Annotated in this window: 16 protein-coding genes; 13 read left to right on the top strand and 3 right to left on the bottom strand. The window is 70.8% G+C overall.

From position 1 onward, the window contains the following. Positions 1-147: 147 nt before the first annotated feature. Positions 148-1,491 (top strand): esterase-like activity of phytase family protein, encoded by a 1,344-nt coding sequence (locus ACFWBD_RS08290; RefSeq protein ID WP_385664398.1) that lies wholly within the window; start codon positions 148-150, stop codon positions 1,489-1,491. A 58-nt stretch (positions 1,492-1,549) separates the two neighbouring features. On the opposite strand, the gene ACFWBD_RS08285 is transcribed toward ACFWBD_RS08290, so the two are convergent. Continuing rightward, positions 1,550-2,014: a hypothetical protein gene (locus ACFWBD_RS08285; RefSeq protein WP_385664396.1), complete on the bottom strand. Its 465-nt coding sequence runs from the start codon at positions 2,012-2,014 to the stop codon at positions 1,550-1,552. Positions 2,015-2,243: 229 nt separating this feature from the next. After that, positions 2,244-3,410 (bottom strand): xylose isomerase, encoded by a 1,167-nt coding sequence (gene xylA, locus ACFWBD_RS08280; RefSeq protein ID WP_385664393.1) that lies wholly within the window; start codon positions 3,408-3,410, stop codon positions 2,244-2,246. A 129-nt stretch (positions 3,411-3,539) separates the two neighbouring features. Between xylA and xylB the strand changes: the two genes are divergently transcribed. The 7 genes from xylB (at position 3,540) to ACFWBD_RS08245 (ending at position 11,642) form a co-directional block, all read left to right on the top strand. Continuing rightward, the gene (gene xylB, locus ACFWBD_RS08275) at positions 3,540-4,985 is read left to right on the top strand and encodes a xylulokinase (RefSeq protein ID WP_385664391.1); all 1,446 of its coding nucleotides are present in this window, start codon (positions 3,540-3,542) and stop codon (positions 4,983-4,985) included. Positions 4,986-5,007: 22 nt separating this feature from the next. Next, positions 5,008-6,216, top strand: a complete 1,209-nt coding sequence (locus ACFWBD_RS08270; protein ID WP_385664388.1) for an ROK family protein — start codon at positions 5,008-5,010, stop codon at positions 6,214-6,216. Between the two features lie 327 nt (positions 6,217-6,543). Next, positions 6,544-7,143 carry an N-acetylmuramoyl-L-alanine amidase gene (locus ACFWBD_RS08265; RefSeq protein ID WP_385664385.1) on the top strand — a complete coding sequence of 200 codons (600 nt, stop codon included), beginning with the start codon at positions 6,544-6,546 and terminating at the stop codon, positions 7,141-7,143. Positions 7,144-7,259: 116 nt separating this feature from the next. Further along, positions 7,260-8,528 carry a GAF domain-containing protein gene (locus ACFWBD_RS08260; RefSeq protein ID WP_385664382.1) on the top strand — a complete coding sequence of 423 codons (1,269 nt, stop codon included), beginning with the start codon at positions 7,260-7,262 and terminating at the stop codon, positions 8,526-8,528. A 294-nt stretch (positions 8,529-8,822) separates the two neighbouring features. Beyond that, positions 8,823-10,346, top strand: coding sequence for an aldehyde dehydrogenase family protein (locus ACFWBD_RS08255; protein ID WP_385664379.1), 1,524 nt, complete (start codon positions 8,823-8,825; stop codon positions 10,344-10,346). 445 nt (positions 10,347-10,791) lie between these two features. Beyond that, complete coding sequence (locus ACFWBD_RS08250) at positions 10,792-11,394, top strand: hypothetical protein (protein WP_385664376.1); 603 nt, start codon at positions 10,792-10,794, stop codon at positions 11,392-11,394. Then, positions 11,367-11,642 (top strand): hypothetical protein, encoded by a 276-nt coding sequence (locus ACFWBD_RS08245; RefSeq protein ID WP_385664374.1) that lies wholly within the window; start codon positions 11,367-11,369, stop codon positions 11,640-11,642. Before ACFWBD_RS08250 ends, ACFWBD_RS08245 begins: the two co-directional genes overlap by 28 nt. A gap of 105 nt (positions 11,643-11,747) precedes the next feature. On the opposite strand, the gene ACFWBD_RS08240 is transcribed toward ACFWBD_RS08245, so the two are convergent. Then, the gene (locus ACFWBD_RS08240; protein ID WP_385664371.1) at positions 11,748-15,107 is read right to left on the bottom strand and encodes a S8 family serine peptidase; all 3,360 of its coding nucleotides are present in this window, start codon (positions 15,105-15,107) and stop codon (positions 11,748-11,750) included. A 912-nt stretch (positions 15,108-16,019) separates the two neighbouring features. Here ACFWBD_RS08240 and ACFWBD_RS08235 point away from each other — a divergent pair. The 5 genes from ACFWBD_RS08235 to ACFWBD_RS08215 all read left to right on the top strand — a co-directional run bounded on the left by ACFWBD_RS08235 (position 16,020) and on the right by ACFWBD_RS08215 (position 21,685). Then, on the top strand, positions 16,020-16,919 hold the full coding sequence (locus tag ACFWBD_RS08235; protein ID WP_385664368.1) for a helix-turn-helix domain-containing protein: 900 nt from the start codon (positions 16,020-16,022) through the stop codon (positions 16,917-16,919). Positions 16,920-17,134: 215 nt separating this feature from the next. After that, positions 17,135-18,064 carry a hypothetical protein gene (locus ACFWBD_RS08230; RefSeq protein ID WP_385664364.1) on the top strand — a complete coding sequence of 310 codons (930 nt, stop codon included), beginning with the start codon at positions 17,135-17,137 and terminating at the stop codon, positions 18,062-18,064. 84 nt (positions 18,065-18,148) lie between these two features. Then, positions 18,149-19,048 (top strand): MBL fold metallo-hydrolase, encoded by a 900-nt coding sequence (locus tag ACFWBD_RS08225; protein WP_385664362.1) that lies wholly within the window; start codon positions 18,149-18,151, stop codon positions 19,046-19,048. 123 nt (positions 19,049-19,171) lie between these two features. Further along, positions 19,172-20,662 carry a carboxylesterase/lipase family protein gene (locus ACFWBD_RS08220; protein WP_385664359.1) on the top strand — a complete coding sequence of 497 codons (1,491 nt, stop codon included), beginning with the start codon at positions 19,172-19,174 and terminating at the stop codon, positions 20,660-20,662. Between the two features lie 189 nt (positions 20,663-20,851). Beyond that, positions 20,852-21,685 (top strand): alpha/beta fold hydrolase, encoded by an 834-nt coding sequence (locus tag ACFWBD_RS08215; RefSeq protein WP_385664356.1) that lies wholly within the window; start codon positions 20,852-20,854, stop codon positions 21,683-21,685. Positions 21,686-21,693: the final 8 nt, after the last annotated feature.

The raw sequence follows: 21,693 nt of genomic DNA, 5'->3' as shown, positions 1-21,693 counted from the left end.
CCCGGGCTCCGTAGGGTGCCGCGCGGGGTGCCGGTCCGACGGGCGGCCGACGCCGCGTGTTCACCCGGAGGTCGTACGGCGTTCGGCGCGAGCCCCAACTCTGGCCGCTGTCATCGAACTTGCCGCATCCTCTCCTCAGGAGGCCTGATGTCCCCGCACGCCACCGGTCGGCGCCGCGTCCACCGTTCCGTCGCGGCGGGCGTACCGCTCGCCGTACTGGCCGCGCTCGCCACCGCCGGACCGGCCGCCGCGGGCACGCCGCCCCAGGAGACGCACGTCACGCGGACCGCGACGCTCGGCGACATCCCGCTCGGGACGTTCAGCAACGCGCTGCTGCCCGGCACGGTGGCCGGCGACCGGGGCGTGGACCTCGGCGGCATCGGCAGCGACATCTTTCCGGCGGGCCGCAAGGGCGAGTTCTGGACGGTCACGGACCGCGGGCCCAACGGGCAGATCAAGGTGGGCAGCACCAAGCGCCGTACGTTCGCCGTGCCCGGGTTCGACCCGGCGATCGTGCGGATCCGGGTGTCCGGGGACACGGTGAAGGTGCTCCGGGCGATCCCGGTCACCACGAAGTCGGGGAAGCCCGTGACGGGCCTGTCGAACCAGGCGGGACGCGACGAGGCGCCGTACTCCTACGACGCGCAGACGCCGCTGGCGCACAACCCGAACGGGCTGGACACCGAGGGCATCGTGCGGGCGGCGGACGGGAGTTTCTGGCTCGTCGACGAGTACGGGCCCTCGCTGGTGCACGTCTCCGCGCGCGGGCAGGTCCTGACGCGTTACGTGCCCCAGGGGCTGAAGCTCACGGGCACGGACTACCCGGTGGTGGAGACACTGCCGGCGGTCCTGCTGCACCGGAAGACCAACCGCGGCTTCGAGGGCCTGGCCCAACTCCCGGGGGGCGACCTCGTCCTGGCGGTGCAGAGCCCGCTGTCGCTTCCGGACACGGCCGCGGGAGAGGGTTCGAGGACCGCGCGCCTGCTGCGCTTCTCGCCGAAGAAGAAGGCCGTCACCGCCGAGTACGCGTACCGCTTCGACCCGGTCGACGTGGTCGACCCGAGCGAGGACGACACCTCCGAGCTCAAGATCTCCTCGGTGGTCGCCGTGGGCGGCGACCGGCTGCTCGTGGAGGAGCGCACGGACAAGGCCGCACGACTGCACCTCGTACGACTGAGCCGGGCGGCGAACATCCTGGACAGCCGCTGGGACGACGACGCGACGTCCCCGTCACTGGAGCAGCTGGACGACCCCGCGGCCTCGGGAGTTCCCGTGCTGGCGAAGCGCCTGGCCGTCGATCTCGGCACGGTCGCCGGGGTGCCGGGGAAGATCGAGGGCGTCGCGCTCGTGGACCACTCGACGCTGGCCCTCATCAACGACAACGACTTCGGGATGACGGACGGTGCCGGCGCGTTCGACGCGCAGGGCCGGCTCGTCGACAGCGGCATCGAGACGACGGTCACCTACGTGCGGCTGCCGCGGGGCGTGTGAGAGACGGCGCCTCGGCACGCGCGCGTGGCGGTGCGCGGCGGCCACGCGCGCGTGGCCGCTAGGGCAGCAGCTCCTCCAGGGACGGCAGCAGTGACTCGAGATCGCTCGGCAGATCGCTCGGCAACGCGGTCGGCAGTTGGCTCGGCAGACGGGTGGGGAGCTGCGACGGCAGTTCGGTCGGCAAGCCGCTGGGCAGCTCGGCCGGAAGGCTGAAGGAAGGGGCGGGAGAGGCGCCGCTGCCGGTGCTGTTGCCGGCGTTCGGCTCGTCGGCCGGCGAATCGTCGCCTCTCATCAGCACGACGGCGACCACGGCTCCGGCCGTGACGAGCAGAGCGAGGACGACGAAGAGGGGGTTCCTGCGCCTTCCGGACCCGCCCGGCGGACCCGACGGCGGCGGCGACCAACCGCCCCCGCCCGTCCCGTCGTCGGGTCCGTAGCCGGAGCGGGGCGGTCCGAAGCCGCCCGGAGGCGGCATGTCGCCCGGCGGTCCGGGCGGTTGGGGCGGTACGGGCGGCATGACCATACCGACCAGCGTCGCGGTGAACCGCTCGCAGCGCGAGCCCCGCACGGAAGTTGGTACCGACCCATGTCATGGACCGCATGATTCCGGCGTATTCCGAGCGGAGACCGTGCGGAGAGCGTGCGGAGACCGTGCGGAGAGCGGGCCGAGGCCGAGCCAATCCGAGCGAGGACCGATCGTTCGACGGCACGCGTGTGTGCACGCTCACCGGCACACACGCGTGCGTGCCGGTTCAGCCCCTGGCGCCCAGGAGGTGGTCCATGGCGAGCTGGTCGAGGTGCTCGAAGGCCATGCCACGAGCGGCGGCCGCCTCGGGATCGAACTCCTCGAAGGCGGTGCGGTCGGCCAGCAGGCTCTCCAGGCCGTCCGCGGCGGTGGCCTGGGCGAGCTCGTCCAGGCGGGAGGCGCGCAGGGCCTCCTGGACCTCCGGGTCGCTGCGGAACGCGAGCGCACGCTCCTTGAGGATCAGGTAGTTGCGCATGCAGCCGGCGGCCGAAGCCCACACGCCGTCGAGGTCCTCGGTACGCGGCGGCTTGAAGTCGAAGTGCTTCGGGCCCGCGTAGCCGGCGCTCTCCAGCAGGTCGACCAGCCAGAACGCGGAGCGCAGATCGCCGGCACCGAAGCGCAGGTCCTGGTCGTACTTGATGCCGGACTGACCGTTGAGGTCGATGTGGAAGAGCTTGTCCGCCCACAGCGCCTGGGCGATGCCGTGCGGGAAGTTCAGCCCGGCCATCTGCTCGTGGCCGACCTCGGGGTTCACGCCGTACAGCTCCGGACGCTCCAGGCGCTCGATGAAGGCCAGGGCGTGGCCGACGGTGGGGAGCAGGATGTCGCCGCGCGGCTCGTTCGGCTTGGGCTCGATGGCGAACTTCAGGTCGTAGCCCTGGGAGGTCACGTACTCACCGAGGAGGTCGAAGGCCTCCTTCATGCGGTCGAGGGCCACGCGTACGTCCTTGGCGGCACCGGATTCCGCGCCCTCACGGCCGCCCCAGGCGACGTAGATCTTCGCACCGAGCTCGACGGCCAGGTCGACGTTGCGGATCGTCTTGCGCAGGGCGTAGCGACGTACGTCACGGTCGTTCGCCGTGAACGCGCCGTCCTTGAAGACGGGGTGCGTGAAGAGGTTGGTGGTGGCCATCGGCACGGTCATGCCGGTGGTGTCCAGGGCCTGGCGGAAGCGCTTGATGTGCTCCTCGCGCTCGCTCTCGGAGGACCCGAAGGGGATCAGGTCGTCGTCGTGGAAGGTCACGCCGTAGGCGCCCAGCTCGGCCAGGCGCTGCACCGACTCGACCGGGTCCAGGGCACGCCGGGTGGCGTCACCGAACGGGTCCCTTCCCTGCCAGCCGACGGTCCAAAGGCCGAAGGTGAACCTGTCATCGGGGGTGGGCTGGTAGCTCATGCCGCGGCTCCTTGCTTGAAGACTGTGTCGCCGACTATTTCGTCATGGCAGTTTACAAATTAGTATGCGGACGCATCTCGTGGGAAGACAGATCCCGCAGAGCCGCGGAAAAACTTGAGGGAGAACCCGATGTCAGCAGCCGAGGGTCCGCTCGTCGTCGGCGTGGACACGTCCACCCAGTCCACCAAGGCCCTGGTCGTGGACGCGGCCACCGGAGAGGTCGTCGCGAGCGGCCAGGCGCCGCACACGGTGACCTCCGGGGCCGGCCGCGAGAGCGACCCCCGCCAGTGGTGGGACGCCTTGCGAGAGGCTCTGCACCAGTGCGGTGACGCGGCCCGCGAGGCCGCCGCGGTGTCGGTCGGCGGGCAGCAGCACGGGCTCGTCACCCTGGACGAGCGCGGCGAGCCGGTGCGCCCGGCGCTGCTGTGGAACGACGTGCGCTCGGCCCCACAGGCCCGTCGGCTGACCGAGGAACTGGGCGGAGCGAAGTTCTGGGCGGAGCGCACCGGGTCCGTCCCGGCCGCTTCGTTCACGGTCACGAAGTGGGCCTGGCTGGCGGAGCACGAGCCGGAGGCCCTGCGCGCCACGAAGGCCGTGCGCCTGCCCCACGACTACCTCACCGAGCGCCTCACGGGTGAGGGCACCACCGACCGCGGCGATGCCTCGGGCACCGGCTGGTGGGCGTCCGCGACCGAGTCGTACGACGCGGAGATCCTCGCCCACGTCGGACTCGACCCGGCGCTGCTGCCCCGCGTGGTGCGGCCCGGGGAAGTGGCGGGCACCGTACGCGACAGTCACGACCTGCCCTTCGCCAAGGGCACCCTGGTCGCCCCGGGCACCGGGGACAACGCCGCGGCGGCGCTCGGCCTCGGGCTGCGCCCCGGCACGCCCGTGCTGAGCCTCGGCACCTCGGGCACGGTGTACGCGGTGGCCAGGCGCCGCCCCACCGACCCCACCGGCACCGTGGCCGGCTTCGCCGACGCGCACGGCGCCTGGCTGCCCCTGGCCTGCACCCTGAACTGCACGCTCGCCGTCGATCGCGTGGCAGCCCTGCTGGGCCTGGACCGCGAGGCCGTGGAGCCCACCTCGGAGCTCACGCTGCTGCCCTACCTGGACGGCGAGCGCACCCCGAACCTGCCGAACGCCTCGGGCCTCCTGCACGGTCTGCGCCACGACACGACCGCCGGCCAGCTGCTCCAGGCCGCCTACGACGGCGCCGTGCACTCCCTGCTCGGCGCGCTCGACCTGGTTCTCGACGAGGACGCGGACCGCTCGGCCCCCCTGCTGCTGATCGGCGGTGGCGCCCGGGGCGCGGCCTGGCAGCAGACCGTGCGCCGGCTGTCCGGGCGGCCGGTCCAGGTGCCCGAGGCCAAGGAACTCGTCGCGCTGGGCGCCGCGGCACAGGCGGCGGGCCTGCTGACCGGCGAGGACCCGGCCGCCGTCGCCCGCCGCTGGAACACCACCCGGGGTCCGGTGCTGGACGCCGTCGAGCGGGACGAGGCGACGCTGGCCAGGATCGCCGGGGTACTCTCCGACGCGGCCCCGCTGCTGGACCGGAGCACGGACGCCCACTGAGCATCGACGAATCGACGGAGGCATGACCGCACCGCTGCACGAGGCCCGGCCGACCGGCCCGGGGCGCGCACTGCCCGACACCCAGCAGGGCATGCGCCGCCGCAACCTGGCCCGGGTGATGCACGCCGTCAGCGCCGAGGGACCGCTCTCGCGCGCGGCGGTCGCCTCACGCATCGGCCTGACCCGGGCAGCGGTCTCGACCCTCGTCGACGAACTCATACGCACCGGACTGCTCGATGAACTGGGCCCCGAGCGGCCGGGCCGGGTGGGCCGCCCCGGTTCGGCGCTGGCGGTGAGCGGGCGCGGTCCGTCGGGCATAGGCGCCGAGATCGGCGTCGACCACCTGGCGGCCTGCGTCGTCGACCTGCGCGGTGAGGTGCGGGCGCGCGCCGTGCGGCACGGCACGAACCGGGGCCGCTCCCCCGGGCCGGTGGTCGAGGAACTGACCGGGCTCGTGCGCCAGGTGGTCGCCGAGGCCGAGCGCGAGGGGTTGTGGCCGGCCGGACTCGCCGTGGCCGTCCCCGGCCTGGTCGCCCGCGACGCCCGTACGGTCGTCCGCGCACCCAACCTCGACTGGCAGGACGTCGACCTCGGCGCGCTGCTGCCCGGGGAGTTCCCGCTGACCGTGGACAACGAGGCCAACTTCGGCGGACTGGCCGAACTCTGGCTCGGCGCGGACACTCCGGGGAACTTCCTGCACGTCTCGGCGGAGATCGGCATCGGCGCCGCGCTGGTCGTGGACGGCAGCCTGCTGCGCGGCACCCGCGGCTTCGCCGGTGAGCTGGGGCATGTGCCGGTGCACCCCGACGGACCGGAGTGCGTGTGCGGCGGGCGCGGATGCCTGGAGCAGTACGCCGGCGAGGAGGCGGTGCTGCGCGCCGCCGGGCTGGAACCGGGCGAGGACCGCGTCGGACTCCTCGCGGGACGCGCCGCGGACGGCGACCCGGACGTACGGCGGGCGCTGCGCGAGGCGGGAACGGCCCTCGGCATCGCTCTCACCGGGGCGCTCAATCTTCTGGACCCGGAGGGTGTCGTGCTCGGCGGAGCCCTGGCCGGGCTCGCGCCGTGGCTGCTGCCGTCCCTCGAGACCGAACTCTCCCGGCGCACGGCGGGCCCCGCCCGTCCCGTGTCCGTCTCCCGGCTCGGTCCCGAGGGCCCGTTGCTGGGGGCCGCGCACTCGGTGGTGCGCGCCGTGCTGGACGATCCCGCGGCGGTGGCGGAGCGGGCCTGAGCGGACGGGGCGGTGGACCGGTCGTGTCACCGGCCGACGTCAGTCCTCGTGTCGGCCGAGGTGCCGATCGGGCTTGGAACTCCCCGTTCGGGTGAGCGAGTTGTCCACAGTTCCGCGCTCGTCCACCGACCCCCGGCATGTCCTCCTGCCTGACCGGCCGGTGTCGTAACGTCATGCGTGCGGACGCAGCCGCCGAGGACGACGGCAGTGGCCGGCCGGTACGGGATCACGGGTCCGGCGAGCCGGACGTGTACCGGATCGACCGACGCCCCGCACACGGCCGGTGCCGCCTGCCGGACGTCCGAGACCCCGAGAGGCAACACCCCTGTGGAACGAGCACGAACCCTCCCCGGCCGACGACGGATCCTGAAGGGCGCCGCCCTCGCCGCCGTCCCGTACGTACTGCTGCCCGACGCGCCGGCGGGCGCCGAGCCCCGGACCGTCGACTACCCGCTCGCCGAGTGGCAGCCCGCGACCGCCGCCAACCGCACGGCGGCGAACCGCCCCGCCACCCATCCCGTCGACCGCGTCGTCATCCATGTCACACAGACCCTGTACGCCAAGGCCCTGACCGTCTTCCGGAATCCGCGCAAGAGGGTGTCCGCCCACTACGTCGTGCGCTCCGTGGACGGTCATGTGGCGCAGTGCGTGCGTGAGTCGGACATCGCCTGGCACGCGGGGAACTGGGACTTCAACACCCGCAGCATCGGTATCGAGCACGAAGGGTGGGTGGACAGACCGGCCTACTTCACCGACGCCCTCTACGAGGGATCCGCCCGGCTGGCGGCGTCGGTCTGTGACCGGTACGGCATCCCGAGGGACCGGGCGCACATCATCGGCCACTACGAGGTGCCGGGCAGCGATCACACCGATCCCGGTCCGAACTGGGACTGGGTCCGCTACCTGAGGCTCGTGGGCAGCTCCTGACCCGAACCGGACCGAAAGCGGATGGCCGGCTTCGGGGCGACGTCGTCCAAACGGTTGTCGGTCCGCGCACCCGGGGTGACGATGTCTCCAGCCGTAACGCCTTCCGGGAGGACGAGTTGACCGATCCCTGGGTGGCCCTGGAACCGGGTGCCGACCCTGCCGAGCGGGTGCGCATCCTGCGGCGCGCCCATGAGACGTTCACCGAGGCGGGCACCGTACCGCGTCCGGTGCGTGCCGTCGTGGCCGACTCCTGGCGGCGTTCCGCGCGGGCCGGCGTCGGTCCCGACGGCACGGCGAGCATCGAGCTGACCGACGGCGATCTCGGCGCCTACCGGTCCGAGCATCCGCTGGCGCGGGTGATGCCGCTGTTCCGTGAGCTGATGGGCACGTTCGCCGCCGACGGAAAGCACCTGCTGGCGGTGTGCGACGCGCACGGACGGCTGTTGTGGGTCGAGGGCCACGCGGCGACCCGGCGGCAGGCGGGGCGGATGAACTTCGTGCCGGGCGCGCGTTGGGCGGAGAGCGCGGTCGGGACGAACGCGCCGGGCACCGCGGTCGCCCTGGACCGGCCGGTGCAGGTGTTCGCGGCCGAGCACTTCATCCGGCGGGTGCAGCCATGGACGTGCGCCGCGGCTCCGATACACGATCCGCGGACCGGGCGGGTGTTGGGCGCCGTGGACATCACGGGCGGGGACGGGCTGGCGCATCCGCACAGCCTGGGCTTCGTGCAGGCCGTCGCGCGGGCCGCGGAAACGCACCTGGCACTGCTCGCCCCGGAGCGGACCGCCGTAGACGCACCGCGGCTGACCGTGCTGGGCCGGGACGAGGCCCGTCTGATCACCGGCGGCCGTGACATCAGGTTGAGCCGCCGGCACAGCGAGATCCTGGTGCTGCTGGCCCGCCGTCCCGAGGGCCTGACGGGCGACGAGCTGCTGTGCGCGCTGTACGAGGACGAGTCGGTGCCCCCCGTGACACTGCGGGCCGAACTCGCCAGGCTGCGTGGGGTGCTCGGCCCCGGGCTGCTCGCCTCGCGCCCCTACCGGCTCACCGTCGCGTGCGAGTCGGACGTCGCGGTCGTCGAGCGAAGGCTGGCGGCCGGCGCGGTCACGGCGGCCGTGGGCGCGTACACCGGGCCACCGCTCCCGTCGTCCCAGGCGCCGGCGGTGGCACGGCTCAGACGCCTGCTCGCCGAGGGCCTGCGCGCCGCGCTGATCGCCTGCGGCGACCCCGATCTGCTGGCGGACTGGGCGCACGCGCCGTGGGGCGAGGACGACCTCGGCGTCTGGCGGGCGCTCGCGGCGGCCCGCCCGACGGCCGCGATACGGGCTCGCCTCGCGTCCCTCGAGTCGGAGCTGACGGCGCCGACCGGATGGCCGCACCTGTAGGGCGGGCGCCGCGTCCACAGGTGGAACGCCGGGAAGCGAGACGTCGCCAAGCGAGACGTCGCCAGGCGAGGCGTCGCCAGGCGAGGCGTCGGAAAGCGAGACGTCGCCAGGCGAGGCGTCGGAAAGCGAGGTGTCGGATGACGAGACGTCGACGGGCGAGGCGTCGGGAAGCGGGGCGCCCGCTGACCAAGGCGTCCCGGCGGGCGGCGCAACGTGGATGCAACGTCCGCCTCCCTAGCCTCCCGCGGAGAGCTGCCCAACGGCGGGCAGCGCTGCTGAGGGAGGCAGAGCAGGATGACCCGTTACGCGGCGCCCGGCACCGAGGGCGCGATCGTCTCCTACCAGACGCGTTACGACCACTACATCGGCGGCGAATACGTGCCCCCGGCGCGGGGGCAGTACTTCGACAACCCGTCTCCGGTGAACGGCGAGACGTTCACCGAGGTGGCGCGCGGTACGGCGGAGGACGTGGAGCGGGCACTCGACGCGGCGCACGCGGCCGCGCCGGGCTGGGGCCGCGCCTCGGCGACCGAGCGCTCCGGCATCCTGCTGAAGATCGCCGACCGGATGGAGGCGCATCTGGAGCCCCTGGCGGTCGCGGAGAGCTGGGAGAACGGCAAACCCGTCCGAGAGACGCTGGCCGCGGACATCCCGCTGGCCATCGACCACTTCCGCTACTTCGCCGGGGCGGTCCGCGCCCAGGAGGGTTCGCTCAGCGAGGTCGACGACGACACGGTGGCGTACCACTTCCACGAGCCGCTCGGCGTCGTCGCGCAGATCATCCCGTGGAACTTCCCGATCCTGATGGCGACATGGAAGCTCGCGCCGGCGCTCGCCGCGGGCAACACGGTCGTCCTCAAGCCCGCCGAGCAGACGCCGGTGTCCATTCACTACTGGATGAGCCTGGTCGCCGATCTGCTGCCCCCGGGTGTGGTGAACATCGTCAACGGCTTCGGCGAGGAGGCGGGCAAGCCGCTCGCGTCCAGCCCGCGGGTGGCGAAGATCGCCTTCACGGGCGAGACGTCCACGGGGCGGCTGATCATGCAGTACGCCTCACAGAACCTCAAGCCCGTCACGCTGGAACTGGGCGGCAAGTCGCCGAACATCTTCTTCGACGACGTGTGGGAGAAGGACGACGACCTGCGCGACAAGGCCCTCGAAGGCTTCACCATGTTCGCGCTGAACCAGGGCGAGGTCTGCACCTGCCCGTCGCGTGGACTGATCCAGCGCGGCAACTACGGCGACTTCATCGAGGCGGCCGTCACCCGTACCGAGCTGATCAAGCCCGGCCATCCGCTGGACACCGACACGATGATCGGCGCCCAGGCGTCCAGCGACCAGCTCGCCAAGATCCTCTCGTACATCGACATCGGCCGGGAGGAGGGCGCCAAGATCCTCACCGGTGGCGAACGCGTCGAGTACGACGGTGACTTGAAGGGGGGCTACTACGTCCGCCCGACGATCTTCGAGGGCGACAACCGGATGCGGGTCTTCCAGGAGGAGATCTTCGGACCGGTGGTCTCGGTGGCCTCGTTCGACGACTTCGACGACGCCATCAAGATCGCGAACGACACGCTGTACGGCCTCGGCGCGGGCGTGTGGACGCGCGACATCAACACGGCGTACCGCGCGGGCCGGGCGATCCAGGCGGGTCGCGTCTGGACGAACTGCTACCACGCGTACCCGGCCCACGCCGCCTTCGGCGGCTACAAGCAGTCGGGCATCGGCCGCGAGACGCACAAGATGATGCTGGAGCACTACCAGCAGACGAAGAACGTTTTGGTTTCATACAGCCCGAAGAAACTTGGGTTCTTCTAGAGTCTCAAGTCGGTTGCCTGGAGGCGCCGTTACGCTCCAGGCAGTCCGACACCGGAGTCACTCTGGGTAAGCAACAGGCTGCCTCAGGTCGATGGTCGACCTGCACGAGGACTGTCCCCTGACCAGTCACGGACCAGACTCCCGCCCGGGGTGAGGCAGGCGACACCCCTCTGACACGTGTGGTGGCACGACCCAGAAGGGCTCCAGCCGGACTTCGATGTTTTGCCAGGCCAAAGGCCGCGCGGTGAGTGTAGTGGGCTGACGATGCACCAGAGGTGGTCTTCCTGGCCCTCAGGCGAGGGAGACCCGGGTGCGACCGATTCAGGCGTCCCCGGGCACGCCCGGTCCGACGAGCCACACTGCGTAGCGCAACCACCCCGAGTGAAGCAGGATCTGACGGAACATCAGTCGCCAAGCTGACTGTGTTTTCGACCGAAGGGTCCGCATGGGCGGCAATGGCACCAGACTCATGGCGGTGGCCGTCACTACCGTGGCCGTCGGCTTGTTCACGAACTGGGCCTCGCAGGACAGTCCGGCCTGGTGGTGGGTGGTCGCGGCGCTCGGCGCGGCACTGCTGCTCGGCACGGCGACCACGCCCGGGCTGTTCCGGTGGCGGCCGCATATGCACGTTGGTCTGCCGCAGCTCTCGGCGGTCGAGCGAGGCGGCTCCCACTGGGCGCTACCAGGGCCGCTGCTCCCGGCAGAGCTGGCCCGGGCGATCCGCGCACCCCGGGCCTGGGATGTCGACCGGAAGCTCACCCGATGGGTCCACCGGCAGGGCGGCGCGGAGGTCGGGGTCAGCCCGCGCCGCATCACTTTCCAGGGCGTCGACCGGACCATCACCATCACCGGCATGCGGGCGGTCGTGCTGGAGCGCGGCCCGGTACTGGACGGCACCTTCGTCAATACCGGCCTCGGCGGGGCCGAGCCGCCGCTCGTAGTAGACATCGACCTCGATAGCGATCGTCCGGAAGCGGCGTTCTTCACAGACCAGGTGATCACCGCAGCGTCGGCGAGAACGTGGCGGTCGACCTGCGGCCCACCGTGAACCGGCCCACCGTGAACCGGTCCACCGTGACCTGGGATCTGGAGATCGACTTCGTGACGGCCGGGAAGCTGCGGACCGTCACACTGTCCGGAAAGGACCACTTCCTGCGTACCACCGGCCTGAACGGCGCCCCGGCCGCGCTGCGGGCGCCCGGCGGCTACCGCTCCGCGGAGCATTACCGGACGAGGGCGTACATCGGTATGCACCAGCTGCACTTCCATGGGGAGCAGCCAGCGGTCGGCCCGTAGCCGCAGCCACCACGGGCCGACCGGACACGCCTGGCGGGCCATCAGCCCACTAACCTCGCCCCACTCGCCTCCGACCAGGACAAATACAGAAGTACTGCTGGAGTATCAGTGTGTCAGGCGGTACGCGTCGGTGATCGTCACCGTGTGTGTGTTCCCGCCCGTGTCCGTCAGACGGGCTCGGAAGGAGACGGACCCGGCGTCCGCGGGGTGGGTCAGCGTCACCTGGCGCGTGCTCCCGGAGGAACGGACGTCCGTCTTCCGCCAGGTGGCCCCCGCGTCGTACGAGACCTCGACCGTGAGCGCCTTCACTCCCCGCGTGGCCGCCGCGCCCTCGACGACGAGCGGCACCGTCAGACGGGTGCCCGCCTTCGCCGTGCTGGCTGACGTCAGTTCGGGGGCGAAGCGGACCGAGGACAGCGGCAGTACGGCTTCACGCGTGCCGGACACACGGCCGGAGACGAACGTCCAGGAGGCGCTGACCCGGGTGCTGACCCCGGAGACCTCGGCAGGCCGGGAGAACTCCGAGGTGAGGCGGTAGGACTGCCGTGCCGCGGGGAGCGTGGTGACGGGCCGGCAGCGCAGGTACTTCCTCTCCAGTGCGCTCGATGTGCGGTACAGGTAGGGGACGCCGCCCGAGGTGAGGGTGACCAGGGCCGTCCCGGTCACGGAGTCGCCGACATGGCCGGAGCCGTCGGTGAACTGCGGCACACATATCTTCAGGTCGTCACCGGTACGCGACACGCCTCCGCCACCCGGTCCTTCGGCCAGGCTGGGCCCGAACACTCCGGTGTTGAAGGTCTCCGAGTAGCTCCGTCCGGCCCGGTACGTCCGGCCCGCGCTGCTCTGGTACGTCTCGTGGCCGTCGTCCGCGCCCTGCTGCAGGAAGTCGAAGCCCCAGGTGTAGTTCTTGGGCACGGTGACGTAGTGCCGCTGACGCCCCGGGAGGGCGAAGTCGGGGGCGGCGACGCTGTAGCCCTCGTCGAACGGTGAGTACCAGGTGGCCCCGACACTGCCCGTCTTGCCCGCCGCGGGAGCGCCCGCGCTGATGTCCGCGCGCGCGAGTTCGCTCGTACGTGTCGTGTGTGAGAATCCGTCGAAGAACGAGCCGGATCTGGTGTACAGCAGGTCGTACGCGGTGTCGGTGCCCTTGCTGAAGGTGGCGCCGACCTGGGCCTCGAAACCGTCGTCGGGTGTTGCCGAGGCGCCGGACCGGGCGATCCTGAGCCGCGAGAAGTCACTGCCGGTCAGAATGCCCACGGCGAGACCCGACCCGGCCGCGCGCATCACGTACGAGGCGTAGGCGCCGTTGGACGTGGCGTCAGGGTCCGGTGGGGTGAGCGAGACCGGCTTGGCCTCACGGGCGTCCAGGACCGTGCGGGTGTCCGCGGTCAGCGACAGCCGCGGCTGCACCAGTTCCGCCGTCCCCGCGCTCGCACCACTCCAGGTGGTGACAAGGGCGAAGACGTTGTACGCCCCCTTCGGCGCGCGGAACCGCGCGATGCCGTCGGTGTCCCGCTGGTTCCACAGCAGGGCCGGGCTGTCCAGGCCGTAGAGGATGATGAACGGGAAGTACGCCGGGTCGCCGTTGCCGTCGAGGACGTTCATCGTCAGGTCGTACGACTCCACCTCGACGTCGGCCGCCAGGGCGGTGCGTACACTCTGGCCGCCGCCGGTGGCGATCAGAGCGCCCGAGTAGTCGCCTCCCGCCGGTACGGTGCGGGTGTCGGCGGTCACGTCCACGGAGGCGGTGCCGCCCGCGGGCACGGTGACGCGCTTCGGCGAAGGGGTGAACAGCCCCCGGGGAGCGGGCTTTCCGTCGGCGTCGGTCGCCTGGACGGCCAGGCGGAGGGTGACCGCCGAGGTGCCGGTGTTGCGGTACGTGATCTTCTTGGTCAGCGGAGTGTCGTCGGTGTGCGGCCACTGCTGTGCACCGAAGCCGACGGACGACGCCTCACTGCTCACCGTCTGTCCGACGGCTTTCGCGACGTCCACCCGCCCGGTGCCCTGCTGCTGCGCGGTCAGGCCGGCCGTGGGCTTCGTGGAGGAGACGAGGGCCTGCTTGAGCTGTTGCCCGGTCCAGTCGGGGTGCCGCTGGGCGAGGATGGCCGCGGCGCCCGCGACATGCGGGGTGGCCATCGAGGTGCCGTTGAGGGAGACGTATCCGTCGCCGGCGGGGGCGCCTATCGTGCCCTCGGCCGCCTTGGCTGCGACGATGAACCGGCCCGGCGCGGTGAGGTCGGGCTTCAGGGAGCCGTCCTGGGTGGGGCCCACGCTGGAGAAGGTGGCGATCCGGTCCTGCTTGTCCACCGCGCCGACGGTGAGCGCGGCGGCCGCGCTGCCGGGAGAGCCGACGGTGCCGGCGAGGGGCCCCGCGTTGCCGGCGGCTACCACGAACAGTGTTCCGGTCGTGGCGGACAGGGTGTTGACGGCCTCTTCCAGCGGGTCGGTGCCCGCGGTGTCGGTGCCGCCCAGGGAGAGGTTGACAACGTTGGCATTCTGGTCGACGGCCCACTGCATACCGGCGATGATGTCCGACTCGGAGCCCGAACCGCTGTCGCCCAGGACCTTGGCGTCGAGGATCTTCGCGCCGGGGGCGACACCCTTGTAGCGGCCGCCGGACTTGACGCCGGAACCGGCCGCGGTGGAGGCGACATGGGTGCCGTGGCCGACCCGGTCCACGTTGTCCGGCGAGGAGCCGAAGTTCTTCTCGGCGATCTCCTGCTCAGCCAGATCCGGGTGGGTCTGGTCCACGCCCGTGTCCAGTACGGCGATGGTGACGCCCTTGCCGTCGTAGCCGGAGGCCCATGCCGTGGGCGCGCCGATCTGTGGCACGCTCTGGTCCAGGCTCGCCGTCCGGGCGGCGTCCAGCCACACCTTTTCGATGCCGGAGGCGATCCGGGTGGCACCCGCTCTGGCGCCGGTACCGGCGTCCGTGAGCGCGTTCCACACCTGCGAGGCGTCGGACCCGGACACCTCGACCGCCTGGCCGTTGATCACCGGCAGGTTCCGCTCGACGTCCGCGTCGGCGGCTGCGAGTTCCCGTTTCGCCGATGCCTCACCGGCCGTACGGTAGGTCACGATCAGCGGCGTCGAATTCCGCTGTGTGTCGCCGTTGTCCGAGGCGAGCAGCTCCGTCACATCGAACAGCCGCCGGTCCACGGTGCCCTCGGCCAGCGGCCGCACCGCGTCCCCGGGAATCACGTAGCTGCGGTCCTGGTAGCGGTGGACCGAGATCGCGATGTCCTCGCGTCCCTCACCCGCCCGGACCCCGGTGACCCGCCCCGCACCGTCGGTCGTCACCGTGTCCCCGGTGATCAGGGTGACAGTGCGGCCGCCACTGTGCGCCGTACCTCCCGGCGGTGCGGTCCCCGCCGCGGCCGACAGGCCGGGTCTGATCCCGGGCGCCATGCCCAGGGCCAGCGCGGCGGTAACCGCCACGGTCCCCGAGCGCATCCACAGCCTCATACAAACTCCCTTGTAGCCAAATGAGTTGAGCAGTATTCAGGTGCTGCCTTCGCGGGCGGCGGCCTCATGATCCCCATTGCGGTACCTCCGCACAAGGCCTCCCTGTTCGGGGTCCCGTTGCCACACCACCAGCCGCCGCAGCTCCCAGCGGCCCGCTCCTACGACTCATTCGTCCGATCAATTACGTCTGAAGACTTGACGACGACGTTCCATGTCACTGATTCCGCGAGTCGTCCAACGTATCGGCGCGAGGAGGCGACGCACGCCCGGATCATCCTCGTCCAGACGCATATTCCTCGGACCTCTGACGGCGAGACAGTCATCGATGGTGCCGGGAGCCCTCGGGAGGCCGACGTCATGACCCCGATCTCCGGCGAGCCTTCGTCGTGGGCAGCTCAGGAGCCGCGCTCGCAGTCGGCTCCCCGGTGGCCTGGGCAGACCGCTCGCGCCACCGCGACGTGCACGGGGGCCTGCTCGACGACGCCGCGATGGTCTGGAAACGCCTCCCCGCCAGCCGGCAGGTCGCCGGTGCCGAGCAGGTCAAGGGGGAGCCGCCCTCGCAGAACAGCCAGAGACTCGCCGGCCACATGACCCTGATCGGTGCGGACACTGCCGACTTCGACGCCGCCGGGATGCCCACGATGCAATGCGTACCGACCAAGGACAAACCGCCGGGCCGCGCCTTGTCCCCGGGAGGCGGTAGTTTCGAACAACGCCCCCCGATCAGCCTCAACACCACAATCACCCATCACCTCATGGGTTGTGGCGCTCATGGGCTCTCCCGAAGATGAGGACGGCACAGGGGCATACGGCTCATCGGGGGGACCGGCACCGGGGTGGCAGCCAGACCCTGCGGATCCGCACCCCAGCAGGGTGAGGCGCGGCGCGGCGGTGCTGCGCATACTCGGTGTCATGAACAAGCACGGGCAACTCGCCGACTTCCTCCAGGCACGCCGGGGCCTTCTGCACCCCGAGGATGTCGGGTTGCAGATGTACGGCGAGCGGCGCCGGGTGCCGGGGCTGCGGCGGGAGGAGCTGGCGCTGCTCGCAGGCATCAGCGCGCCCTATTACGCCCGGCTTGAGCAGGGTCAGTCGCGCAACGCCTCGCGCGAGGTGCTCGACGCGATCGCGACCGCCCTGCGGCTGGATGAGTCCGAGCGGGCCCATCTGCACGAACTCGCCCGTGCGCCAAAGCGGGGCAAAGCTGTGCCGCGTCCCCGTCCCGAGCGTGTCCCCCCTGCTACCAGCGCGTTGTTGTCAGCTCTCGAAGGCACACCCGCCCTCGTCATGGGCCTCCGTAGTGACGTCCTGGCGTGGAACAGGCAGGGGCACGCGTTGTTCGCCGGCCATGTCGACCGGGACAGCCCCGCCGAACCGGGCCGTCGGCCGAACATGGCGAAGCTGGTGTTCCTCGACGCGCACACCCGGGAGCTCTATACCGATTGGCCCGCCAAGGCCAGGGCCGTGGTCGGCAACCTGCGCCTCACCGCCGGCCGGTATCCGGAGGACCCTCTGCTGGCCGGACTCGTCGGTGAACTGAGCATGCGCAGCCCGGAATTCGCGGCCATGTGGGCCGATCACCGGATCCTGGCGTGCGATGTCGCCGATTACGAGATGCACCATCCGACGGTCGGGACCCTGACCGTCACTCAACAGACACTGCAGAGTCCGCAGGGAAACGGGCCGGCCGTGGTGATCGCCACGGCAACTGCGGGATCCCCCTCCGCGACAGCCCTCAGCCTCCTCACCCACACCAGCGGGCCGAGCGAGACAGCCCAGCCCCGCAAGAGCGCCGAATCCCACTCTTCCTGACCTCCTCAACAACCCTCTCTCCAAGCCCCTTTCACAGTCGAGGACGCCCGAAGCGTACGTAAACGGCGCCGCGTCCCGACTCCGTCTGTCGGGCTTCACACACCCCCGACCCACCCCCTGGCCGCGGCATGCCCGTATGCCCGTATGCCCGTATCCGGAAAACAAAGAAGGAACCCATGTACAAGCGAAGCAGCTTTGTTGCAACAGCCGTGGCGATGGCGGCAGCGGCCCTCGCAGTGGCCCTCCCGGCCGACGCCACCCCGGCGGCCCCGAAGCCCCTGAGCCACGTTCGGATCACCAACCACTTCGACCTGGCCGCTGGCCAGATGCCAGAGAACATCGCGCTGATGCCCGACGGCAAGGCCAACGTGACCTTCGCCGGCAGCCGCCAGATCGCCCAGATCACTCCCGGGGGCAGCACCCGCATCCTGGCGACCCTGCCCTTGCCCGCCGACGGCGGAGTCAAGACCCCCGCCCTCGGATTCCCCCTCACCACCGGCATCGTCCAGGCCGACGGAAGCACGTACGCGCTGTACGCGACCGGCACCGCCGACCTGACGGGCCTGTGGCGGCTGACCCCCGGCAAGGCGCCGAAGCGCATCGCCGCGCTGCCCGCGAACGGCTTGCCCAACGGTCTGGCGCTCGACCCGCACAGCAAGCGCCTCTACATCACCGACTCGGCGCTCGGCACCGTATGGACCGTCCCCCTTTCCGGGGGCCGACCCACCGCCTGGTCCACCGCGCCCGAGCTCGCTGCGACCGATTTCCTCGGAGCCAACGGCGCGAAGGTGCACGACGGCGCGCTCTGGGTCACCAACCTCGACAAGGGCACCCTCGTGCGCATCCCGATCCGTCACGGAAACCGGGCGGGCGTCCCGCAGGTGAAGGCGACCGGCCTCACCGGTATCGACGACTTCGCCTTCACCGGCCGCGGCAACGAGGTGCTCGCCACCCTCGACGCCCCCAACAAGGTCGTGCTCGTCCAGCCCGACGGGACCAGCACCACCGTTCTGGACAGCAGCGACGGACTGCAGAACCCCACCTCCGTGGCACTACGCGGCAAGGAGGTGTACGTCCTCAACGCCGCCTACACCACGGCAAAGGACCCCAACCTCCTGCTCGCCCGCCTGAACGGCCACAGCTAAATCCACATCGGCCCCGAGCCGCCCGGCACGACTGCACGACTGCACGACTGCACGAGAAGAATGACAGAAATGGGGAGCAGCACTATGAGCGACATCACTCTCGGCGACGTCGAGGTGACACGGGTCGAGGAGATGCACGGACCCGTCGGGATGACCCCTGACGTGTTCTTTCCCGGATCGCCGAAGCATGAGTGGGACGCACACCGTTCCGTCGTCGTCCCGGATTTCCTCGATGAGGAGACCGATATCTGCAATGTCGCCGTGCAGACCTGGGTGCTGCGCAGCGAAGGCAGGACCATCCTCATCGACACCGGCGTCGGCAACCACAAGGAACGCCCTTACGTACCGTCCTGGGGCCACCTGGAGCTGGACTTCCTCGGCAATCTGGAGCGGGCGGGCGTACACCCCGACGACGTCGACATCGTCGTCAACACACACCTGCACGTCGATCACGTCGGCTGGAACACCCGCCTGGAGGGCCAGTCCTGGGTTCCCACGTTCCGTAACGCCTCATATCTGATGCCCAAGGCGGACTTCGAGTTCTGGAACCCGGCCAACAATCCGAAGATCGCCGGCGGGGTCAACCAGAACGTCTTCGAAGACAGCATCGCGCCGGTGCACGCCGCCGGCCAGGTCACGCTCTGGGAAACAAGCCACACCATCGACGCCAATCTCCGCTTGCAGGCCGCGCCCGGCCACACCCCGGGAACAAGCGTGGTCATGCTGGCTTCCGGCACCGAGCGCGCGGTCTTCTCGGGCGACCTGCTGCACTCCCCCTTCCAGATCATGCAGCCACAACACAACAGCTGCTTCTGCGAGGACCCCCACGCCGCCCGCGAGAGCCGGCAGGAGATCCTCGGCTGGGCTGCGGACGCCAACGCGCTTGTCCTGCCCGCCCACTTCGCCGGGCACGGCGCCCTGGAAGTGGAACGCAGTGGCAGCGCGTTCGCCATCAAGCGGTGGGCCTCGCTCGACCGCCTCTGACCCGCAGGCAGGATCCACAGCCACATCCACAGCCGAAACCCCGGCCGCCACCGCGGGGCCGGGGCTTCGGGCGGACTTCATCCCGTTTCCGACGCCCACCTGGGCCCACGGAGAGGAACCATCGTGAGCCACGACACCGATCCCGTTCTCACGACTACTCAGGGAGCGGTCCGAGGGCTGCGCCAGGACACCACCGCCGCCTTCTTCACCATCCCCTACGCCGCTGCGCCCCTGGGCGCCGGTCGCTTCGCCCCGCCGCAGCCGCACGAACCATGGGACGGTGTACGGGACGCCACGGTGCCGGGCCCCAACGCCCCTCAGTCCGAACGCAAGCTCGGCACGGTGGACATGTCTCCCTACTTCGGTGCCGGCTGGAGCCGCGGGGATGACTACCTCACCGTCAACATCTGGAAGCCTGCCGCCCCAGGGGAAAGCCTGCCCGTCATGGTCTTTGTCCACGGTGGCGGGTTCGTCGCCGGATCGACGCGGTCGGCGCTGTACGACGGCTCCGGCTTCGCTCGCCACGGCGTCGTCCTCGTCACCCTCAACTACCGGCTCGGCATCCCAGGATTCCTCGACCTCCCCGGAGCGCCGGCCAACCGCGGCCTGCTCGACGTAATAGCCGCACTGCGTTGGGTGCGGGAGAACATCGCCGTTTTCGGCGGTGATCCTCACAACGTCACACTCTTCGGTCAGTCGGCCGGCGCCACCATCGTCGGCGGCGTCCTCGCCACGCCCCAGGCCACCGGCCTCGTCCGCCGGGCGATCGTGCAAAGCGGCAGCGGCACGGGGGCGTTCACCCCGCAGCAGGCCGCCCGCGTCACCCGGGCAGCAGCCCAGGCACTGGGGGTCGAGCCGCACGCCGACGCCTTCGCGGACATCTCCGACGAGCACCTGCTCGAGGCCGCCGGCCAAGTCGCCGGGATCGACCTGCAGACCCAGACCCACTTCGACCCTCTGGTCGGGCTCAGCCCCTTCAGCCTGGTCCTGGACATGCAGCCCGCAAAATCCGTCGCCACCGGCCTGGGAGCCGCCGTCGACCTGCTCATCGGAACCACCTCCGAGGAGGGCAACCTCTATCTCGTCCCCACAGGCGCATACACCACCTCGACCGCGGCCGACGTCGACGCCGCGGCGACCCGCTCCCACCCACAACCGGTGCGGCTCATCGAGGCCTATCGCACAGCACGGCCCGACGCATCCTTCGGCGAACTGCGGGCCGCCATCATGGGCGATGCCGCGTTCGGCGCGGGCAGCCGGGCGCTGGCCGACGCGCACGCCGCCCACCCCCGGTCCCGCACCTACAGCTACGAGTTCGCGTGGCGCTCACAGGCCGTGGGAGGAGATCTCGGCGCCTCCCACACGATGGAGCTTCCCTTCGTCTTCGACCGCACCCATCTCCCCCAACTGCATGGCCGGCACGGCCTGCTCGGCCCCAAGCGACCTCCCGCCGATCTCGCTTCCCGTATGCACGGGGCATGGGTCCGGTTCGCCCGGACCGGCGACCCCGGCTGGGAGCCATACACCGACGAGCGCCGAACCACCATGCGCATCGACGACGAGTGGAACCAGGTCGACGACCCCCACAGCCAGGAACAACAAGCCTGGAACTGAGGACGAACAGCTGACTGACGCTCAGCAGTCCGACCAAGAGGTCGCGGGGGGACTCAAAACCGGCTGTGCGGCACAGCCTTGCCCGCAGCTTCATCAACGGTATCGACGGCATCGACTTTCAAAGCTAAAGCTGATAGCTTTCAGTTAATGCAGTTAGCCACCGGGCTAGCAGGCCGCATGGAGGTAGTCGTGACCGAGTTCCTGAACGTCAACGGTGGGACCATCGCGTACGAGGTCAGCGGCGTCGACGGACCGCTGGTGGTGGTCGCCCACGGCATGGGCGACAGTCGCGAGGCCTACCGGTTCTTCACCCCCGCCCTGGTGGAAGCCGGGTACCGGGTCGCCGCGGTGGACCTGCGCGGACACGGTGAGTCCAGCGTCGGGTGGGCGTCCTACACCCGCACCGACCTCGCGGGGGACCTGATCGCCCTGGTGAAGCACCTCGGCGGACCGGCGGTACTCGTCGGCCACTCCATCGCCGGCGGTGCGGTCACGATCGCCGCGGCCAAGGCCCCGGAGCTCGTCACCGCGGTGGTCGAGCTCGCGCCCTTCACCCGCAAGCAGCAGGTCCGGCTCGGTGACCTGCGAGTGGCCGGCTACCGCCGGGGCGTGACCCATCTCATGGGCACCACCATCCTCGGCAGCACCCGGCAGTGGGCCAAGTACCTGGACGTCGCCTACCCCGGCTCCAAGCCCGCGGACTTCGACACACGCATGGGGCAGATCACCGCGATGCTGGAAGAGCCCGGCCGTATGAAGGTCCTGCAGGCGATGGGCAAGATCTCCCCCGCCGACGCCGGTGAGCAGCTGGGCAACGTCACCTGCCCGGTCCTCATCGTGCAGGGCACCCTCGACCCCGACTGGGCCTCCCCGCAGGCCGAGGGCGAGGCGATCGTCGCCGACCTGCCGACCGGCCTGGGCCGGCTGGAGATGATCGAGGGGGCCGGTCACTACCCGCACGTCCAGTTCCCCCAGCAGACCCTCACCGCGATCCTGACCTTCCTGGCCGGCGTACGTGCCTAGGGCAGGTC

The organism is Streptomyces sp. NPDC060002 (assembly GCF_042737245.1).
Classification (GTDB): domain Bacteria; phylum Actinomycetota; class Actinomycetes; order Streptomycetales; family Streptomycetaceae; genus Streptomyces.
Note: the sequence above shows the minus strand (reverse complement) of the source record. Positions and strands in the feature narration are given on the sequence as shown.

Excerpts from the sequence above, each read along its gene's own strand:
- ACFWBD_RS08250 (WP_385664376.1), top strand. The coding sequence starts at position 10,792 with ATGGGCGGCAATGGCACCAGACTCATGGCGGTGGCCGTCACTACCGTG.
- xylB (WP_385664391.1), top strand. The coding sequence starts at position 3,540 with ATGTCAGCAGCCGAGGGTCCGCTCGTCGTCGGCGTGGACACGTCCACC.
- xylA (WP_385664393.1), bottom strand. The coding sequence starts at position 3,410 with ATGAGCTACCAGCCCACCCCCGATGACAGGTTCACCTTCGGCCTTTGG.
- ACFWBD_RS08285 (WP_385664396.1), bottom strand. The coding sequence starts at position 2,014 with ATGGTCATGCCGCCCGTACCGCCCCAACCGCCCGGACCGCCGGGCGAC.
- ACFWBD_RS08255 (WP_385664379.1), top strand. The coding sequence starts at position 8,823 with ATGACCCGTTACGCGGCGCCCGGCACCGAGGGCGCGATCGTCTCCTAC.
- ACFWBD_RS08290 (WP_385664398.1), top strand. The coding sequence starts at position 148 with ATGTCCCCGCACGCCACCGGTCGGCGCCGCGTCCACCGTTCCGTCGCG.
- ACFWBD_RS08270 (WP_385664388.1), top strand. The coding sequence starts at position 5,008 with ATGACCGCACCGCTGCACGAGGCCCGGCCGACCGGCCCGGGGCGCGCA.
- ACFWBD_RS08235 (WP_385664368.1), top strand. The coding sequence starts at position 16,020 with ATGAACAAGCACGGGCAACTCGCCGACTTCCTCCAGGCACGCCGGGGC.
- ACFWBD_RS08230 (WP_385664364.1), top strand. The coding sequence starts at position 17,135 with ATGGCGGCAGCGGCCCTCGCAGTGGCCCTCCCGGCCGACGCCACCCCG.
- ACFWBD_RS08225 (WP_385664362.1), top strand. The coding sequence starts at position 18,149 with ATGAGCGACATCACTCTCGGCGACGTCGAGGTGACACGGGTCGAGGAG.
- ACFWBD_RS08240 (WP_385664371.1), bottom strand. The coding sequence starts at position 15,107 with ATGAGGCTGTGGATGCGCTCGGGGACCGTGGCGGTTACCGCCGCGCTG.